Genomic DNA, 18,271 nt, shown 5'->3' on the forward strand with positions numbered 1-18,271 from the left:
GTCAGGAAACGGCCCACATGGCGTTGAATTCGGCTCTCAGCTCCGCTTCGTCGGAAGGGTCCGCAACGGGGAAACCCGCTTCCACGGCCCGCACCCGCTCCAGCGAACGGCCGGAAAGAACGGGAACCTCCTTCACGACCTCAAGCATTTCACCCATCACACCGTTGCAATGCAAGACTATATCGCAGCCGCCCGCAACAATATTCGCAGCTCTTTCACCGAGCGTGCCCTTCAGCGCATTCATGGAACTGTCGTCGGACATCAGCAGGCCGTCAAAGCCGATGCGGCCGCGAATGATTTCCTCGATCACCTTCGGCGAGGTCGTCGCCGGCCGTTCGCGGTCGACGGCGTTGAACACCAGATGCGCGCTCATCGCCATCAATTCGCGGTTCAGCGCCCGAAACGGCACGAAATCATGGGCGTCCAGCTCATCGAGCGGCACATCAACGACCGGCAGTTCATGGTGCGAATCCACCATGCCGCGGCCATGGCCTGGCATATGTTTCATGACAGGCAGCATGCCGCCCGCCTTCAGGCCGTCGGCCGCCGCCTGCCCCATCTCGGCCACCATGGTCGGGGTATAGCCATAGGCGCGGTTGCCGATGACATTGCTGGCGCCTTCCACCGGCACATCGAGCACCGGCAGGCAATCGACATTGATGCCGAATTTCATGAGGTCGAAAGCATGCAGGCGCGACATCAGCCAGGCGGCGCGCAGGCCCGCCCCCCGGTCGCGCTCATAGATTTCACCGAGAATGCGGGCATTCGGATAGGCCTGCAGGATCGGCGGCTTGATACGCTGCACGCGCCCGCCCTCCTGATCGATCAGAACCGGCGCATCTGGCCGCCCGACAGCATCGCGCATGGCGGCGACGAGATCGGTAATCTGCTGCGGCTCGCCAATATTGCGCCCGAACAGGATGAAGCCCCAGGGCTGCTCATCGCGGTAAAGGGCAATCTCGTCGGCAGTCAGCGAAAGCCCGCTGCATCCGAGGATCATAGCTTTGCAATCGGTCATGGTGTCACGCCTGTTACAGAATAGATGGGAAGAACTTTGCCTGCTCCTCGGCCAATGCCGGGGCAGCGACGTTTACCGTCCGTCACCCCGGCCTCCGAGCCGGGGTCCAGCGCGATCAAGTCCTTGATCGCGTAAGACTCGTTTCACGGCGCAGACGCGCCGTGGCTGGATGCCGGATCAAGTCCGGCATGACGGAGGTTAGCTGCTCCGTCACTGTCGTCAGACAATCAGCGCCGGGGTACTACTCCCGGCGCATCTCTATCACCGCGCCACGAGGCAGCTACCGCCGGCCGAGCGGAACTTTTCGCACAGCGCCACGGCTTCGTTCTTGTCACCCGCCGGGATGCGGACGCGGTAGAACGTGCCCTTGCCGGCGATTTCAGCGGCCTTGATGTCGACGCCGCGTCCACCGATGACCGAGCCGAACTTGGCCGACATGTTCTGGTAGGACTTCTGGGCTTCCGCCTGGCTCGGCAGCGAGGCGATCTGGATGTAGTAGCCACCGGCGGAAGGCGTGCTGGTCGCTGCCGGCGTCGCGGCTGCCGTCTGCTGCTGCGCGGCCTGCGGCTGCGCCGGAGCGGTCGCGGGGCGGACGTTACCCTGGTTGGTCACCGTTGCCACCACATTGGCGGGCTGCGAGGACGGACGCGCCGCAGGAAGCGGTGCTGCCGACTGCGCTGCCGGCTTGGCAGCGGCGGCAGGCGTATTTGCCTGCGGCTGAGCCTGTTCCGGCGCGACCGGAACCCGCGATGCGGCGATGACGGCGGGAGCGCCCTCACCGGGCTTGGCGGTCTGCGGTGCTGCAAGCTCCTCGACCTTGTCGGTCTTCGGCGGCTGGGCTGCCGGCACCTCGACTTCCTGGGCAACCAGCGTGCCGTCAGGCTTGACGATCATGGTGCGGACCTTGCGCGGCGAAACGCCGGTTGCAGCCGAACCTTCGGTCTGTGCGGCCTTTTCTTCCGGCGAAAGCAGGCGCGGATCCTCGGTCTCGCCAACCGGCGTGCCGGCGGCTTCCACATCCGCGTCGTTTTCGCCTTCCAGCGGCAACTGTTCGGGGATCAGCGTGCGCTGAACCACATCCACCGGCTGCTCGTTGCTGGAAATCAGCGCCGGCTGCTTCGGATCGGCAGCGCTGCCGCCGGCCACGCGGTCATAAACCGCCTTGTCCTGGTTCGGCACAACGCGACCGCCCGGATTTTCCGGAACGACCTTCATCGGATCGTTATCGGCGGAGATGATGACCGGCGCGCCATTGGAACCGGTGCTGGACGAACCGCCGGAGACCAGCGCGTAAACGCCGCCGCCGATCAGCACCAGACCGATTGCGGCGGCAACCGGCATGATCCAGCGGCGACCGCCGCGTTCATCTTCCTCACGATAGGCCGCCTGATGGTCGACATAGGTGTTTTCGGCATCGCGCGGGGCGCTGCCGCGGGAAGCCGCAGCCTCCTGCATGGAGCGGCGGAAATCCTCTTCCAGCGCCCGTTCGAATTCGTCGGCCTCTTCCGGAGCCTGCGCGGGACGCGCCTGGGCGGCGCCACGGTTTTCCGCATGTTTATGACGGTCGAGACCGCCGGCGACGGCCGGCGCAAACAGCGTCGCAAGCTCGGTATCGATGTCGAGATCTTCCTCGTGACGGCGCGCGGCCGGCTTGGGTTCGAAAACCCCGACGGGCAGTTCCGGCACGTCCATCTCGATAATGTTTTCCGGATGTTCTTCCGTCTCGCCGATCTGCGAAGGATCGAAAGGCAGGCTTTCCAGCGTCTGCGGCGCGGCCGGCTGCGGTGCTGCGGCGGCCGGGCGCGGCTGAACCGCAGCAGCGGCCACCGGTGCCACGGCGGCAACGGGGGCCGGGCGCGGCTGAGGTGCCGGCTGTTCCCTCACCGGCTGCGGCGCAACGGCAGCAGCGGCAACCGGAGCGGCCGGCGGCTGGCGAACGGGCTGCGGTGCGGGCGCAGGCGCAACTTCCGCCTCGGCAATTTCAGACAGGTCCAGATCAAGATCGAGATCGTCGAGCGCAAGCTCGAAATCATCGTCGTTGAAGCCGGCGAAATCCGTGAAATCAAGTTCTTCAACAGGTGCTGCGGGCGCAGCAGCGACAATCGGCGCTGCCTTCACCGGCGCGGCGGCAACCACGGGCGGCTCCACCTTCGCGGCCTGCGCAGCGGGAACGTCCTGCACCAGCGGCGTTTCGCCGCGACCGGGAATGGAATATTTCGCGACGTCGTAGATCAGCTCGTCCATCGGCGAGAGATGTTTCGCTGCCGGCTTCTCGGCAACCTCGAACGCCAGAGGCTCTGCGGCAGGCGCAAAGGTCTCGGCGACCGGAGGCGTAAAGGACGGCGCGGTCTCTTCCGCCCGCACGACGGCAGGCGCGGGAGCGGGAGCGGGAGCGGGCTCGACCTGCGGCTCGATACGGACTGCGGCAGGCTGCTGTTCGGAACGCGGCTCGACCCGCTTCGGATCGGCGGCAGACACATCCCGGCGCGCGCCGAAATTGGCGAGCGGCAGCCGCAGGCTGGAAAATTCCAGCGAGGAACGGCCGCCATGCGACGGCGGACGCACGGAAACCGGTGCGGGCGCCTCCTCGGCGACAGCTATTTCCACCTCATCGGCGAGATCGAAAGCCTGCGGCTCTGGCGCATAGGAATGAACATCGGCGTGAATGTTGCTCGAAACATCGGCCGGAAGCTCCGGCATCGTGTGCCATTCTGGCTCGACGGGTTCTGCGGCCTGCGGTTCTTCCCATGCGACCTGCTGGGCGGCGGGCTGGTAAACCATCGGCTCGGCGGGACGCGGCTGGCGCGAATGCACATCGAAAACTTCCGCCACCGCGGAGGCATCGTCGCGGAAATCCGCGCGAATATCCTGGGTGGTCGTTTCGACGTAGTTGTGAATATAGGCCTGATCGACTTCCGGAAGCGGCTCTTCCCTCACCTCCGGTGCGGATGCGGCCACGGGCGCGGGTTCGTCCGCCGGCGCAAGCTCAGGCTCGCGGCGGGCGAAAACCGATTCGACACGCTGCATGAAATCGTTGGGGTGGATGCCCGCACGAACATCGTTTGCCGGGTCAAGAACGACCGGATCGGCGTGCGGCGCATCGTAAACCTCGAACTCCCTCAGAAGCTCATCTTCGAGGTTGAATTCCGGTTCGCGGCGGGTCGCCGGCGAAGCGGCGCGCGGCGCAGCCTCGGAACCCGCATGCGAAGGACGATCTTCGAAGCCGACGATACGCGCCAGTTCTGCCAGAGGATCGTTGTCAGCGAACCCTTCGGACCGGGCGTCCCGGTTATACGCGACATTTTTTTCGACCATTACGTGTTCCACCATCTACGCATTGCAGCTCTTGCCAGCGTATTGTGAGCAAATAATGGTGATATGTTATCGCATTTCAGCAGGTGCGTCCGCTCCTAAAAGCGTAAGGCCGGACCTCAAAACATTTGCGACAGCATTCACCAGCCCAAGTCTGGCAATGCTCAATTCTCGGTTTTTATCGTTAATAAAACGTAATTCCGGCTGGTCTTTACCCTTGTTCCAGTGTCCATGGAAGGAACTGGCGAGATCGTAGAGGTAAAAAGCAAGCCGGTGCGGCTCGTGCGAAAGGGCCGCCGATTCGATCAGGCGCGGATATTCCGCAAGCTTTGCAACCAGCTGCAACTCATTGATATCGCTAATCAAAGCAACAGAGGCCGCCATCTCCTCAGGCGAAGGTGAAAGCCCCGGAAACGCTTCCTGCGCCTGCCGGAAGATCGACATCGAGCGGGCATGCGCATATTGCACGTAAAAAACCGGATTATCCTTCGATTGTTCGGTCACTTTCGCGAAATCGAAGTCCAGCGGCTCGGAATTCTTCCGATAAAGCATCATGAATCGCACCGGATCGCGACCCACTTCGTCGACAACATCGCGCAGCGTGACGAAGTCGCCGGAGCGCTTCGACATCTTCACCGGCTCGCCATCGCGGAACAGCTTGACGAGCTGGCACAGAAGCACCGTCAGTTTCGACTTGCCTTCGGAGACGGCGCGCGCAACCGCTTCCAGCCGCTTCACGTAACCGCCATGGTCAGCCCCGAGCACATAGATCATCTCGGAAAAACCACGGTCGAACTTGTTCTTGAAATAAGCGACGTCGGCGGCGAAATAGGTGTAGGAACCGTCCGACTTCATCAGCGCGCGGTCCATGTCGTCGCCCACTTCCGTCGAGCGGAACAGCGTCTGTTCGCGGTCTTCCCAGTCTTCCGGCAATTCGCCCTTCGGCGGCGGCAGGGTGCCCTTGTAGACATGGCCCTTGAAGGTCAGATCATTGATGGCCGAGAGGATCGGGCCGCCATTGCCCTCATGCAGCGTGCGCTCCGAGAAGAACACGTCGTGCCGTACGTTGAGCAGCGCCAGATCCTCGCGGATCATCGCCATCATCGCGTCGATCGCCTTGCCCTTGACGATCGGCATCCACTTTTCCTCGGGCATGGCGCGCAGCTTGATGCCATATTCATCTGCCAGCGCCTGGCCGACGGGAACGAGATAGTCGCCGGGATAAAGGCCGGACGGAATGGTGCCGATATCTTCGCCAAGCGCCTCGCGGTAACGCAGGAACACCGAACGGGCCAGCACATCGATCTGCGAGCCGGCATCGTTGATGTAATATTCCTTGGTAACGCCATAACCGGCAAAAGCGAGCAGGTTCGCCAGCGTGTCGCCGACGACGGCGCCACGGCAATGGCCGACATGCATCGGGCCTGTCGGATTGGCGGAAACATATTCGACGTTGATCTTTTGGCCGGAACCGATGGTGGAGCGGCCGAAATCGACGCCCTGCCCGATCATGTCGGCGAGAAGACGCTGCCAGTAACCGACGGAAACCTTGAGATTGATGAAGCCCGGACCCGCGACATTGACGCTGTCCACATCGCCATCGGCCTGAAGAGCCGGCACGATGAGTTCTGCCAGCGCGCGTGGATTGGTGCCGAGCGGCTTTGCCAGCACCATGGCGGCATTGGTTGCGACATCGCCGTGGCTGAGATCGCGCGGGGATTCGACGGTAATTCGACTGAAATCGACCTTTTCGCGGTTCTCTTTCACGAGATCGAGGGTCTCGAGCGCGTTTTTGATCCTGGTATCGAAATCAGCAAAAATGTTCATCGTTCCAACCTGCGCGAAGGGCTTCTGTTTATATCCGGTCTTTTAACCGGGTCGGCTTCGCGATCGCCCGCTGCCCTATCGCAAATCGGGGGTGTGGTCAAACAGCCGCTGGTGGGCGCGCAGTGCATAACTGTCGGTCATGCCGGCCAGATAGTCGCCCACATGCCGGGCTTTTGCGGCCACGCTCATGCCGGAAATGCTGTCCACCCAGTAATGGCTCTGCATTTCCGCCGGCGTTTCCATATAACGGTGGAAAAGATCGGTGACGATCTGTGTCGCGCCGGCGCGGATGCGCATGATTTCCGGATGCCGGTAGATATGGCCGAACAGCAGTTTCTTGATCTGCCGGTCGGTCTCGGCCATTTCCGGCGAGAAGGTCGCGACGGTGAAATCGGCAGCGCGGATATCCGCCGCACTCTTCGGCTTCAGACGGGCCAGATTTTGCTGCGCAACGCCGATCACATCTTCCACCATATGAGTGATCTGCCGGCGCATGATCTCATTGGCGAAACGCTCCTTGTCGAGCACCGGATACTTCGCCCGCACCTCGGCCATCAGGCCGCCGAGGAACGGCACCTCCTCCAGCATCTCGAAGGTAAGGTAACCGGCGCGCAACCCGTCATCGATGTCGTGGGTATTATAGGCGATGTCATCGGCAATCGCCGCCACCTGCGCCTCGAGGCTGGCATAGCTGCCGATTTCCAGATCCTGCAGCTCGCAATATTCGAGAATGGGCAGCGGAACCGGTCCCTTGGTCCCCTCGCCCTTCGCATTCACCAGTGGTCCATTGTGCTTGACCAGCCCTTCGAGCGTCTCCCAGGTCAGGTTGATGCCGTCATATTCGGCATAACGGCGCTCCAGCTTGGTGACGATGCGCAGCGACTGTGCATTATGATCGAAGCCGCCATAGGGCAGCAGCACCGCATCCAGCGCATCCTCGCCGGTATGGCCGAAAGGCGTGTGGCCGAAATCATGCACCAGCGCCACGCCTTCAGCCAGATCCTCGTCGAGCTTCAGCGCGCGGGCGAGCGCCCGGGCGATCTGCGCCACCTCGATGGTATGGGTGAGACGCGTGCGATAATGGTCGCCGTCAGGGCTGATAAACACCTGCGTCTTGTGCTTCAGGCGGCGAAAGGCTGTCGTGTGGACGATACGGTCGCGGTCGCGCTGGAACTCCGAGCGCGTCAGGCTTCCGGTTTCGGGAAAAAGACGCCCGCGCGTGGTCCATGGATCCGAGGCGAAAACCGCCCTCTCGCCGCTTCCGAAACCCAATGCGCGCTGGTCTATGATCATGCATCCACCTGTTGTCTTCTCCAGCCGGGACTTCCTTTTGGTCTCGGCCATTGACCTTTTCATTCACCCTTCATACCTATCGCAGAGGTCAGCGCAAAGCATCATCGCCGCGTTGACCGTCTTCACACAGGCTATAGACCGTTAATTTGACCGGTTTATAATGGTGACAACGAGATTATTGCTCTCCGGTTCTTGACCCCGGCAGGAGAAACGACATGGAAAACAGCGACATTACCCTTTCTGAAGCTGCGGCGAAGCGAATCGCCCAGATCGTCGCGGCCGAAGCCGGCAAACAGGCGCTGCGCGTCTCGGTGGAAGGCGGCGGCTGCTCGGGCTTCTCCTACAAGTTCGATCTGGCCGAAGACAAAGCCGATGACGACATCGTGATTGCCCGCGGCGACGCGAAAGTGCTGATCGACAGCCTCTCGGTCGTCTATATGGCCGGCTCCGAAATCGACTTCGTCGACAATCTGCTCGGCCAGTCCTTCCAGATCAAGAACCCGAATGCGGTGGCAAGCTGCGGCTGTGGCACCAGCTTCTCGATCTGACATCATCTTTCCACCACATCCACAGGGCCGTTTTCCAAAAACGGTGGCAATCGCTTTTGCATCGGGTAAAAGTACCCCCGCAAAAGGGAAACTCCGATGAAGATTGCCACCTGGAACATCAACGGCGTCAAGGCGCGTATCGAAAACCTCTGCCAGTGGCTGAAGGATTCATCGCCCGATATCGTCTGCCTTCAGGAAATCAAATCGGTCGACGAGGGTTTTCCCCGGCTGGAGCTGGAGGCGCTCGGCTATCATGTCGAGACCCATGGCCAGAAGGGCTTCAACGGTGTCGCCCTGCTCTCGAAAGTCAAGCCCGACGAGGTCAATCGCGGCCTGCCGGGTGACGATGCCGACGAACAGGCGCGTTTCATCGAAGGCGTGTTTTCCGTCGATGGCGGCGCGATCCGCGTCTGCTCGCTTTACCTGCCGAACGGCAATCCGCCGGACGATCCGGTGAAATATCCCTACAAGCTTGCCTGGATGGAACGGCTGCGGCGCTTTGCCGAAGATCGCCTCGCGCTCGAGGAGCCGCTGATCCTCGCGGGCGACTACAATGTCATCCCGGAGCCGTTCGATTGCCACGACCCACGCGTGTGGGAAGGCGACGCATTATTCCTGCCGAAGACCCGTGCAGCCTTCCGCAAGCTGGAAAATCTGGGCTTCACCGATGCGGCGCGTGCAACCACGGATGAAGCAGGACTTTATTCCTTCTGGGATTATCAGGCCGGGGCATGGCCGAAAAACAATGGCATCCGCATCGATCATCTGATGCTGTCGGCCGAAGCTGCCGACAGGCTGCAATCCGTCAGCATCGAAAAACATGTGCGGGCCTGGGAAAAACCGTCCGACCATGTGCCGGTCTGCGGCTATTTCGATTTCAGTCCGGTCGGCTGACCGGCTTCCGTCATACGGAAGAAGCCGCCTCGATCGCCATTCTCAGTCCGGCTCGTTTTCAATCCGGCCAATTCTCAGTCCGGATCGTTGAACTGCATGTTCTGCGCCATGGCGATGGCGGCGCGGCGATCGTTCTCACCGGCGAGCGAAAAAGCCTGCTCCTGCAGGTTCTGGATCCAGGTGCAGTCCGCCGCCGTGCATTTGTCGAGCGCCGCCGTCATGAAGGCCAGCCCCTGCGTCGTCTGGCCTTCCTGGAAGATCAGGTTGCCGAAGATCGACATGGCGCCGGCATGGCCGTGCTTGCGGGCCTGGTTGAGCCACTTCTTGGCCTGCTGCACATCGGCGCGGCCGCCCTCGCCGGCGAGAATCATCTCCGCCAGACGGAACTGCGCCTCAGCGACGCCAAAGGTGGAAGCAACCTGGAAATAAAGCTGGCGGGCCTGCGACAGGTCCATTTTCACCGGGCTGCCCGGAATGCCGTGACGGTAATAATCGGCAAGGGAAAGCAGCGCATTGACGAAGAAGCCGGTATCTTCCGAACCCGGCTCCACGCCCTGATTGGCGATTTCGCTGTAAATCTTGAAAGCTTCGAAGTCGTTCTTGGCGACGCCATCGCCATAGGCATACATATTGGCAAGCGCCCAGCGCGAGCCGGTATGGCCCTTTTCAGCCGCGTAGCGATAGGCCTCGACGGCTTCACCCTTGTTGCCGTTCTTGTAGGCCTTGAAGCCGAACTTGAACAGGTCGAAGGGGCCGGATTCCTTGGTCACGCCCGCATTGATGTCAAAAGCCGCAGCAGGCATTGCGAGCGACGCAAGCAACATGCCCATGAGGAGCGGCTTTAAAACGTTGGCTTCACATTTCAGCATTTCAGCGAACTTCTCTCAACTCTTCCCGGCATATAGCCAATACTTGCGGAATACTGCAAAGCCGAACCCCGCCGGGTCGCGATTTTTCGAACACACTGCGTCTTTCCGGCAGCACTTTCCAGCGCACCACCGGTGGTCTTTTGCGGCAATTGCCCTAATTTTCCAGTGAGACAGATATAGGCATAATTTCCGGCAATATAACGGCATTTCGCCATCCACCGGTCAGCGCCAAACAAGAAAGCCGGATGAAATTCCCGTATTACTTGCTTAAACCCTGAATCCAAACCCGTTTTCACTTTCCGGCCTTGCGCACCACCACATCAAACGCCTGCATGTTCTTTCATTCCCGCGTCCCTAAACATAAGCCAAGCACCCTGTTTGTGGCGGGAAATGGACAGATATGCTCACATTCCAACGCGACCACACGCTTGCAGAAAAGTGTTGCCAAATCGTCACAAAACTTTTGGGCTAGAAAATTTTATCGAGCAGGAATCATAGTCGCGCATGAAAAAAGGCCCGGTTGGTAAACCGGACCTTTATTTTAGCATCTTCGGAAGGATGATGTCAGAACTTGACCTTCACGCCGGTCGAGATCGCCGCCACGACATCGCTGCCGAAGCTATAGCCAGCCTCGTCGCCGCAGGTCGCGGTGCCGACGTTGCTGCAGCGGCCGCCGCTGATCGAGGATTCACCCGAGGTCAGCAGGCCGACAGCGCCGGCGATCTTGAACTCGACGTTCGGCGTGGGCGAATAAACGAGCTGGGTGCCGATCATCCAGGTATCGGTCTGCGTGCCGATAACCGTCGATGTGCCACGATCCCAGGTCAGGCTGACGGCGCCGCTCCACTGGTCGTTGAACTTGTGGCCGATACCGCCGGTAACCGTCCAGCCGTCACGATAATAAAGATCGAGCGTGGTGAGCGAGGTGACGCCCGCAATACAGGACGGGACACCGACCTGGCAGAAAGGCACGACCTGGATCTGGCTCCAGTCCGTCCACTTGACCGAACCGAAAGCGAGCCAGTTCGGCGCAATACCGGACTGCACCTTGAGTTCGAGGCTGTCAGGCATGGAAACGGAACCGTAAACCGGGGTAACCTTGCCGCCGTAAGCGATGAGAGCCGGGCTGCCGGCTGCCGGAAGGCTTCTGAGGTCGACCGTACCGTTCAGATCGTGATCGACCGCGCTGTTATAAACGAGGCTCGTGCGGAAAGCGATTTCCGGTATCTCATAAGCGATACCTGCGCGCCATCCCCAGCCGTCGCCTTCCATATCGAGCTTGCCGACACCGGAATAAAGGGAAGGATAAGCCGGACCGAGCGCCGTCGGGGAAACCACCTGGCGGTATTTATAGCCGCTGACTTCCTGATAGAAGCCGCCACCGATGATCGAGAAATCGCCCTTGCCGAGATCGAACTTCACGCGGCAGGTGGTGGCGTAATTATGCGACTTGACCTTGGTTTCGATATTGTAGCTCGATCCCTGCCAGATGCCGGGGTTCAGATCCGCGCCCCAGGGCTGCGAATAGTCGAACATGCAGTCGCCGAAATCGCCGATGGCCGCCTTGGCGCCAACACGCGTCGACCAGTAGTTTTCAGAATCGTCGGCGGTGGTCGACCAGGAACCGGGCAGCGGACCACCGCTCTTCAGCGGATTGTCGCGCGCATTCTCCACCTTGCGCTGCGGCGCGACGAAAGTGGCGGAACTGTCGAGAACGTAGTCGGACGGATCGAACAGCAGATCGATATTATAGCCGCCGCGCTCAAGGCCACTCGCCAGTGAGGGCGTTACCGCCGCGATGCTGACTGCGAAACATACCGCGCCGCGAAAAATTGCAGTTTTTGCCATCTCTCTCCCCAATCAAGGCAATGTGATCATCAAAAGAGTGAAGCGCTTCGCAGCAAATGACAATCTGCCGCACTCTGGCACAGTTCTGCGACACTTCTCCATTTTTTACGTAAGAATTTCATGTCGATCCCCTTGCATAATCATTTTAGGTTATTTTTCTAATCCAATTGAAGCAATCAGACATAAAATGAAACAAATTCCCACTTGAGACAGGAATTGTCGCCAAATAACCACACTCACGAGTTTCCCGAGGAAACACGCTTATCAGGCCGTTTTTGTTGGATTTTTCGGCTGTTTGCGAGATTTTTGGCCGGGCATGGCGTGAAATAATCGCTCTTTCGGGCGTTCATGATTCGCCATCGCAGTGCAGCAATCAATCGAGACGAATTATTACACAGAAACAAAAACGCCCCGTTTCGAACGGGGCGTTTTGTTTTCATAAAAAAGCCGGAGGCAGCTATTACCCTGCTTCGCTGACCCGTGTGAGCGCCGTTCTCAGGCTTGCAAGCTGCACTTCCAGCTCCGCCTTCCGCTCGCGCTCGGCGGCGACCACTTCCGGATCGGCATTGGCCACGAATTTTTCGTTCGACAGCTTCTTGTCGATGCGTTCCATTTCCGCATCCACCTTGCCGATCGCCTTTTCGAGACGGGCTTCCTCGGCGGCCAGATCGATGAGCTTGCCGAGCGGCAGGCAGACCGTGGCCTCACCGACGATGATCTGCGCGGAGCCCTTCGGTGCGACATCGGCGGCGCGGATTTCATCCGCCCGCGACAGGCGCCGGATGGCGGCGGCGTGGCGGTCGAGCCGTGCTTCGGTGGAGGTATTGGCGCCGACAACCACCAGCGAGGCGGTGGCGCCGGGCGGCACGTTCATCTCGGCGCGCGCGGAGCGAATGCCGGAAACGAGATCGATCAGCCAGTTGATTTCGGCCGCCGCGGCATCGTCGCGGAATTCCGGCACCGGCCAGTCGGTCAGGCAAAGCAGATTATCCCGCTCCTCGCCCTCGCCCGCCGTATGCGCCCACAGCTCTTCCGTCATGAAGGGCATGAATGGATGCAGGAGCTTGTAGATCTCGTCCAGAACATAGGCCGCGCAGGCCTGCGATTCCTTCTTGGCCTTTTCGTCTTCGCCGCTGAAGACGGGCTTCAGCAATTCCAGATACCAGTCGCAGAACTGGTTCCAGACGAAACGGTAGAGAATGCCGGAGGCGTCGTTGAAACGGAAGTTCTCAAGCGCCGCCGTCACGTCGCGCGCCGTATTGGCAAGCTCGGTCAGGATCCAGCGGTTGATGGTCAGCGACGCGGTTTCGGCGAGGAAATGCGGATCGCGCTTCACGCCGTTCATCTCGGCAAAACGGGTCGCGTTCCAGAGCTTGGTGCCGAAGTTGCGATAACCGGCAATACGCGCCGGGTCGAGCTTCACGTCACGGCCCTGCGCCGCCATGATGGCGAGCGTGAAACGCAGCGCATCCGCACCATATTCGTCGATCAGTTCCAGCGGATCGATGACGTTGCCCTTGGACTTCGACATCTTCTGGCCGTTCTTGTCGCGAACCAGCGCGTGGATATAGACCGTGCTGAAAGGCTCGACCGGGTTGCCGGCATCGTCCTTCATGAAATGCAGGCCCATCTGCATCATCCGCACCACCCAGAAGGGGATGATGTCGAAACCGGTCACCAGCACGTTGGTCGGATAATAGCGCGCCAGTTCCGGTGTCTGCTCGGGCCAGCCAAGCGTCGAGAACGGCCAGAGCGCCGACGAGAACCAGGTGTCGAGCACGTCTTCGTCGCGGGTCAGGATTTCGCCCGGCTTGAAGTTCTCAAGCTTCTCCTCGACCCAGGCCTTCCACGGACCTTCATGGGCAATATAATGCTGGATGGCTGCCTGAAGCGCCTCTTCTTCAGTCTTCTCAACGAAGACCTGTCCGTCCGGGCCATACCATGCGGGGATCTGGTGACCCCACCACAATTGCCGCGAAATGCACCAGGGCTGGATGTTTTCCATCCACTGGAAGTAGGTGTTTTCCCAGTTCTTCGGCACGAAATTGGTGCGGCCTTCGCGAACCGAGGCAATCGCCGGCTGGGCCAGCGTCTTGTTGTCCACCCACCACTGGTCGGTCAGGCGCGGTTCGATCGGCACGCCGCCACGGTCGCCATGCGGCACCACATGCTTGTGCGGCTCGATCTTGTCGAGCAGGCCGGCTTCCTCGAAGATTTCGACGATGACCTTGCGGGCGAAGAAGCGATCCTGTCCTTCCAGACGATCCCATGCGCCATGCAGCGCCGCGGGATGGCTGAGACCGTCGAGGAAATCCTCGTTCTCCTTGATGGAGATCGTGCCGTCGATATTCATGATGTTGATGGCGCGCAGGCCGCAGCGCTTGCCGACTTCGAAATCGTTGAAGTCATGCGCAGGCGTGATCTTAACCGCGCCCGTGCCGGCCGTCGGGTCGGCATAGTCATCGGCGACGATCGGGATCTTGCGGCCGACGATCGGCAGGATGACATGCTTGCCGATGATGCCCTTGTAGCGTTCATCCTTCGGGTTCACCGCAACGCCGGTATCGCCGAGCATGGTTTCGGGCCGCGTCGTGGCGACGACGATATAGTCGCGCGTTTCGAACTCGGTGGGCTTGCCCTCCTCGTCGAAAGCGACCGGATATTGATAGGTGACACCCTTTTCCAGCGGATAACGGAAGTGCCAAAGGTTGCCCTTCACCTCGATCTGTTCGACTTCCATGTCGGAAATCGCAGTCTGCAGCTTCGGGTCCCAGTTGACGAGGCGCTTGTCCTTGTAAATCAGGTTCTGCTTGTAAAGGGTGACGAAGACCTCGAGAACGGCCTCGGAAAGCCCCTCATCCATGGTGAAGCGCTCACGCGACCAGTCGCAGGAAGCGCCGAGACGTTTCAGCTGGTTGAAGATCAGGCCGCCGGATTCGGCCTTCCATTCCCAGACTTTCTCCACGAAAGCCTCGCGGCCCATCTCGCGGCGGCCCGGAAGCTGCTGCTCCATCAGCTTGCGCTCGACGACCATCTGCGTGGCGATGCCGGCATGGTCCATGCCCGGCTGCCACAGCACGTCCTTGCCGCGCATGCGCTCGAAGCGGACCAGAATATCCTGCAGCGTGTTATTGAGCGCGTGGCCCATATGCAGGGAGCCGGTCACATTCGGCGGCGGGATGACGATGGTGAAGGTTTCCGCGCCCGGCTTGGCGTTGGCACCGGCACGAAAAGCGTTAGCCTCGTCCCAGGCTTTGGCGATCTTCGGTTCGACGGATGCGGAATCGTAGGTCTTTTCGAGCATTTCCTGACCTGAATTTTAGAGTTCTTGTGTGGATTTTTTTAAATAAGGATGGACGGGAGAGAGTCAACAGAAACCCGCCCGCGAGCCAACCATTGAGCGGACCCGTGGGTGACTATGCCCCCATAACACCTTCATCTTCAACAAAAAAGCCGCCCCGATGCCGGAGCGGCCCCTGTTTCGTCGCATCCGCAGCAATCGCACATGCGGCCGGAGCGGACCTTAGCGGCGCGAACCGCGCGCCACGCGCTCGATTTCCTCGCGCACCAGACGCTCCACGAGCGTCGGCAGATTGTCTTCCAGCCAGTCCTGCAGCATCGGGCGCAGCATTTCTGCGGCCATATCCTCGATCGAGCGCCGCTCGACGCCGTCGAAAACCTCTGCAAGCTCGCTGAACGAACGGGCGATCTGCGCACCGGCAGCGGCGGAAAGAAGATTGAGCGACAGACCGCCCTCACCATCCGCCACCTCTTTTGCCTGTGGCTCGGCCAGATCGAATGCCGGTTTCTCAACGGCAGGTTCCAGCACCGCTATGTCGAAACGCTCCGCCGTCAGCGGCGTTTCGAGGGCGCCGCGCAGCGAAAGCTGATCGAAGCGGTTTTCGGCCGAAGGCGCGCTTTCGATGGCGGCAGCGGCGGCGCGATCCTCAGCGGCAAAAGATACCGGCTGCTCGCTCACGCTGGATGCCGGCTGCTCGCTCACGCTCGCGGCGGCCGCAGCCGCCATCAGCGGCCGAACATCTGTCGGGCGCTGCGGTGCGGCGCGTTCGGAAGACGGCGCGGACGAAGGCTGCGATACAGTCGGCGCAGCAGCCTGCGGCGCGGTCTCGGCCGCGCTGCGCTGGGCCTGCGCGGCGAAAGCCTGCGGCCCCATGGCGGCGTTACGGTCTGCGGCGGCGCGCACACGGGCGGCAACATCGGCAAGAGACATGGTCTTCTCGGCGAAGCTTTCCTGCCGTTCGGCCACCGACCCCTCAGAAACCGGCGAAAAATCCGGTGCAGGCCGTGCGCCAAAAGCCTGGTTTGCGGCGGGGGGAACGCGCGCCGGCGGGCTGATCGGCTCCGCCACGAAGGCCGCTTCGCTCGCAGCCTCGTCTTCATCGTCATAGACCGGCGGCAACTGCCCGGAAAACGCACCGGCAGGTCCGGTCTCGTTGCTTTCGATGATCCGGCGGATAGACGCCAGAATCTCTTCCATGGACGGTTCACGCGCTACGCTTGGCTGAGCCATATCAATCCCCGGTTTCCACTCTTCGAGCGCCCTTGCCGCATCCCTCGGACACCGGATGAGCGCTCCTTGACCTGTTCAATTTTCACATCGCGTTTTCGACAACCGAAATCGATCGTCACACCGATGCTCTGAAACATGGCCGGCCAAGCGCCTGAGCATTTCGCCGTCCCTGTCGCAGGATCATGCGGGGCAGAAATACGCACACCCCGAATCACCCTTAGTTTAGGTCAGCATAGCGAGGAACTAAATCACTGATTCGACAAGTTTCGTGATGATGCACAGCTTTGTGAGAACGGCCCGAAAGGACGCACTCCGCCGGCAAACCGAACATAAAAACGCCGGGGCGGAAACTCCACCCCGGCGTCAAAAAAGAAGAGGATCGTTTGCCGATCAGAAAACGAATTCGGCCGCCTTGGCAAAACCCGGCAGCGGCTTGACCGAAGCATTGAAGAAAGTGGCGGCCGATGTGCTGTTGCCATCGCGGCGATAGACGGTGGCCTTCGCGGCGCCGCCATATCCGACGACGACAACCAGACGGCCGCCGTCGCGCAGCTGGTCGGTCAGTGCCGCCGGCACTTCCTCCACCGCGCCGTTGATGAAAACGAGGTCATAGGGCGCTTCGCCCGCATAGCCCTTTTCGAGGTCGCCGGTCACGACCGCGACATTGTCATATCCGAGCGAGGCGAGCGTCTCGGTCGCCTGTGCGGCCAGCGCCTCATCGCTTTCAAGCGAAACCACCGAACCGGCAAGCTGCGAAAGGATGGCAGCCGCATAACCTGCGCCGCCGCCGACTTCCAGCACCACGTCCTCCTTCGACACGGCCGAAAGCTGCAGCAGCTTCGCCAGCGGCGAGGTCTTCATGACATAACGGGCCGGACGGCCATCGCGGGCGGGACAGATCTGCAGGTCCTCGTCCACATAGGCAATCTGCCGCACACCCGCCGGCACGAATGCCTCGCGCGGCACGCTCAAAAACGCCTTCAGCACGGAATGCGACGTCACGTCGGTCGTGCGCAACTGGCTGTCGACCATATTGGCGCGTGCGGTTTCGAAATCCATCATATCGTATCGCCTCAATTTCACGGATGCCGGTCGGGAAGCCTCGGCTCCAAAAGCTCAAAACGGCAGGGTCTCACCCTCGCCTTTGGATAATCTCATAATTGCCCAAGCGCACGCTTTCAAGCGCGCTAAGCCGGATGTGTGGGAAAAAGCGACAGGATATCACACCCATGAAGGAGACTTTTTATCGTAACGATCTCTCTTCGTGCGCAGAAACTAAAAAACAAGCGCATTCGAAATTAGGGCCTTGCACCCTAAATGGATTCGTTCTAAATGCCCGCCATCGCTCAAGACGACGAGCGGTTGAGGCCTCGTGGCGGAGTGGTGACGCAGAGGACTGCAAATCCTTGTACCCCGGTTCAATTCCGGGCGAGGCCTCCATATCTTACATCACACCCAATTTCGGTATGAACTGAGCAGCGCCACACAGACGCTTGAGTTCAACTCGCCTCTCATCAAGCGAGCGACGCTGCCCCTTTTCGTGTGATCAGATCCGCCCAAGCAGAACCAGGATCAGGACGATGACCAGAACCAGTCCGAGACCGCCTGACGGGCCATAACCATAATTATGGTAACCCCAGCTTGGCAGTGCGCCGATCAGGAAAAGAATGAGCAGGATGACGAGGATGGTGCCGAGCATGTGTAACCCTCCACTATTGGCATGTGTCCTGCCTGTTTGAATGATGAAACGGGCAAAAAGTTCCCTTTCCTGTATAGCCGGCAGCATAATGGTGGAAAGGCATCCTCTTCCGTTTCAACGGGTTACACCGGAAATTCGGGGATGCGGCCTTGCCTGCTCCGTCTCGGGAAGTAATTCTCTGGCTAATTATATCGCGACAAAAAGCCCTGAAGGGCTGCAGTGGACCGGCATTCATGGGCCCTCACCAAAGCAGCGATTTATTCGAGGTAATTTCTCGGCCTATGTCTATCGGCAGTTGTCCGTCATATTAGCGCCAGTCCCCCGTACCCTGAAACTGGCGGGAGACGGAGAGATCTGGCATCACTGGCAGTGCGCCAGATCTCTCCCGCCCCTCCCCACGCTCCTCGAATTCTCTTTTGCAGGCACACGGAT

Annotated in this window: 13 protein-coding genes and 1 tRNA gene; 3 read left to right on the forward strand and 11 right to left on the reverse strand. The window is 60.4% G+C overall.

The genetic code is table 11. From position 1 onward, the window contains the following. Position 1: 1 nt before the first annotated feature. From nagZ to EM858_RS13810, 4 genes are all read right to left on the reverse strand, one after another. Complete coding sequence (nagZ, locus tag EM858_RS13795) at positions 2 to 1,018, reverse strand: beta-N-acetylhexosaminidase (RefSeq protein ID WP_020811354.1); 1,017 nt, start codon at positions 1,016 to 1,018, stop codon at positions 2 to 4. 261 nt (positions 1,019 to 1,279) lie between these two features. Continuing rightward, a complete protein-coding gene (locus EM858_RS13800; protein WP_127756931.1) occupies positions 1,280 to 4,333 on the reverse strand; it encodes an SPOR domain-containing protein in 3,054 nt (1,017 codons plus the stop codon). A gap of 66 nt (positions 4,334 to 4,399) precedes the next feature. Then, positions 4,400 to 6,157 (reverse strand): arginine--tRNA ligase, encoded by a 1,758-nt coding sequence (gene argS, locus EM858_RS13805; RefSeq protein WP_127756932.1) that lies wholly within the window; start codon positions 6,155 to 6,157, stop codon positions 4,400 to 4,402. Positions 6,158 to 6,232: 75 nt separating this feature from the next. Next, entirely contained in the window at positions 6,233 to 7,450 is a 1,218-nt protein-coding gene (locus EM858_RS13810; protein ID WP_127756933.1) for a deoxyguanosinetriphosphate triphosphohydrolase, read from the reverse strand. Positions 7,451 to 7,665: 215 nt separating this feature from the next. On the opposite strand from EM858_RS13810, the gene erpA reads away from it, so the two are divergent. Both erpA and xth read left to right on the forward strand, forming a co-directional pair. Beyond that, the gene (gene erpA, locus EM858_RS13815) at positions 7,666 to 7,998 is read left to right on the forward strand and encodes an iron-sulfur cluster insertion protein ErpA (protein WP_020811519.1); all 333 of its coding nucleotides are present in this window, start codon (positions 7,666 to 7,668) and stop codon (positions 7,996 to 7,998) included. 96 nt (positions 7,999 to 8,094) lie between these two features. Further along, a complete protein-coding gene (xth, locus tag EM858_RS13820) occupies positions 8,095 to 8,892 on the forward strand; it encodes an exodeoxyribonuclease III (protein ID WP_127756934.1) in 798 nt (265 codons plus the stop codon). Positions 8,893 to 8,966: 74 nt separating this feature from the next. On the opposite strand, the gene exoR is transcribed toward xth, so the two are convergent. From exoR to EM858_RS13850, 6 genes are all read right to left on the reverse strand, one after another. Further along, the gene (gene exoR, locus EM858_RS13825; RefSeq protein WP_003509731.1) at positions 8,967 to 9,761 is read right to left on the reverse strand and encodes an exopolysaccharide production regulator ExoR; all 795 of its coding nucleotides are present in this window, start codon (positions 9,759 to 9,761) and stop codon (positions 8,967 to 8,969) included. Then, positions 9,755 to 10,057: a hypothetical protein gene (locus tag EM858_RS13830; protein ID WP_236776264.1), complete on the reverse strand. Its 303-nt coding sequence runs from the start codon at positions 10,055 to 10,057 to the stop codon at positions 9,755 to 9,757. Before EM858_RS13830 ends, exoR begins: the two co-directional genes overlap by 7 nt. Before the next feature lie 268 nt (positions 10,058 to 10,325). Then, positions 10,326 to 11,609: an OmpP1/FadL family transporter gene (locus tag EM858_RS13835; protein ID WP_080816881.1), complete on the reverse strand. Its 1,284-nt coding sequence runs from the start codon at positions 11,607 to 11,609 to the stop codon at positions 10,326 to 10,328. A gap of 460 nt (positions 11,610 to 12,069) precedes the next feature. Next, positions 12,070 to 14,913 carry a valine--tRNA ligase gene (locus EM858_RS13840; protein WP_127756935.1) on the reverse strand — a complete coding sequence of 948 codons (2,844 nt, stop codon included), beginning with the start codon at positions 14,911 to 14,913 and terminating at the stop codon, positions 12,070 to 12,072. A gap of 219 nt (positions 14,914 to 15,132) precedes the next feature. After that, the gene (gene popZ, locus EM858_RS13845; RefSeq protein WP_127756936.1) at positions 15,133 to 16,140 is read right to left on the reverse strand and encodes a cell division protein PopZ; all 1,008 of its coding nucleotides are present in this window, start codon (positions 16,138 to 16,140) and stop codon (positions 15,133 to 15,135) included. Positions 16,141 to 16,530: 390 nt separating this feature from the next. Continuing rightward, positions 16,531 to 17,202: a protein-L-isoaspartate O-methyltransferase gene (locus tag EM858_RS13850; RefSeq protein WP_080816876.1), complete on the reverse strand. Its 672-nt coding sequence runs from the start codon at positions 17,200 to 17,202 to the stop codon at positions 16,531 to 16,533. A gap of 304 nt (positions 17,203 to 17,506) precedes the next feature. Between EM858_RS13850 and EM858_RS13855 the strand changes: the two genes are divergently transcribed. Further along, positions 17,507 to 17,580: transfer RNA gene (locus tag EM858_RS13855), tRNA-Cys, on the forward strand. Positions 17,581 to 17,686: 106 nt separating this feature from the next. Here the strand turns inward: EM858_RS13855 and EM858_RS13860 are convergent. Then, complete coding sequence (locus EM858_RS13860; RefSeq protein ID WP_003495626.1) at positions 17,687 to 17,839, reverse strand: DUF3309 family protein; 153 nt, start codon at positions 17,837 to 17,839, stop codon at positions 17,687 to 17,689. Between the last annotated feature and the right edge of the window lie 432 nt (positions 17,840 to 18,271).

Source organism: Agrobacterium sp. CNPSo 2736 (genome assembly GCF_004005385.1).
Classification (GTDB): Bacteria; Pseudomonadota; Alphaproteobacteria; order Rhizobiales; family Rhizobiaceae; genus Agrobacterium; species Agrobacterium leguminum.

Excerpts from the sequence above, each read along its gene's own strand:
- nagZ (WP_020811354.1), bottom strand. The coding sequence starts at position 1,018 with ATGACCGATTGCAAAGCTATGATCCTCGGATGCAGCGGGCTTTCGCTG.
- EM858_RS13800 (WP_127756931.1), bottom strand. The coding sequence starts at position 4,333 with ATGGTCGAAAAAAATGTCGCGTATAACCGGGACGCCCGGTCCGAAGGG.
- argS (WP_127756932.1), bottom strand. The coding sequence starts at position 6,157 with ATGAACATTTTTGCTGATTTCGATACCAGGATCAAAAACGCGCTCGAG.
- EM858_RS13810 (WP_127756933.1), bottom strand. The coding sequence starts at position 7,450 with ATGATCATAGACCAGCGCGCATTGGGTTTCGGAAGCGGCGAGAGGGCG.
- erpA (WP_020811519.1), top strand. The coding sequence starts at position 7,666 with ATGGAAAACAGCGACATTACCCTTTCTGAAGCTGCGGCGAAGCGAATC.
- xth (WP_127756934.1), top strand. The coding sequence starts at position 8,095 with ATGAAGATTGCCACCTGGAACATCAACGGCGTCAAGGCGCGTATCGAA.
- exoR (WP_003509731.1), bottom strand. The coding sequence starts at position 9,761 with ATGCTGAAATGTGAAGCCAACGTTTTAAAGCCGCTCCTCATGGGCATG.
- EM858_RS13835 (WP_080816881.1), bottom strand. The coding sequence starts at position 11,609 with ATGGCAAAAACTGCAATTTTTCGCGGCGCGGTATGTTTCGCAGTCAGC.
- EM858_RS13840 (WP_127756935.1), bottom strand. The coding sequence starts at position 14,913 with ATGCTCGAAAAGACCTACGATTCCGCATCCGTCGAACCGAAGATCGCC.
- popZ (WP_127756936.1), bottom strand. The coding sequence starts at position 16,140 with ATGGCTCAGCCAAGCGTAGCGCGTGAACCGTCCATGGAAGAGATTCTG.
- EM858_RS13850 (WP_080816876.1), bottom strand. The coding sequence starts at position 17,202 with ATGATGGATTTCGAAACCGCACGCGCCAATATGGTCGACAGCCAGTTG.
- EM858_RS13860 (WP_003495626.1), bottom strand. The coding sequence starts at position 17,839 with ATGCTCGGCACCATCCTCGTCATCCTGCTCATTCTTTTCCTGATCGGC.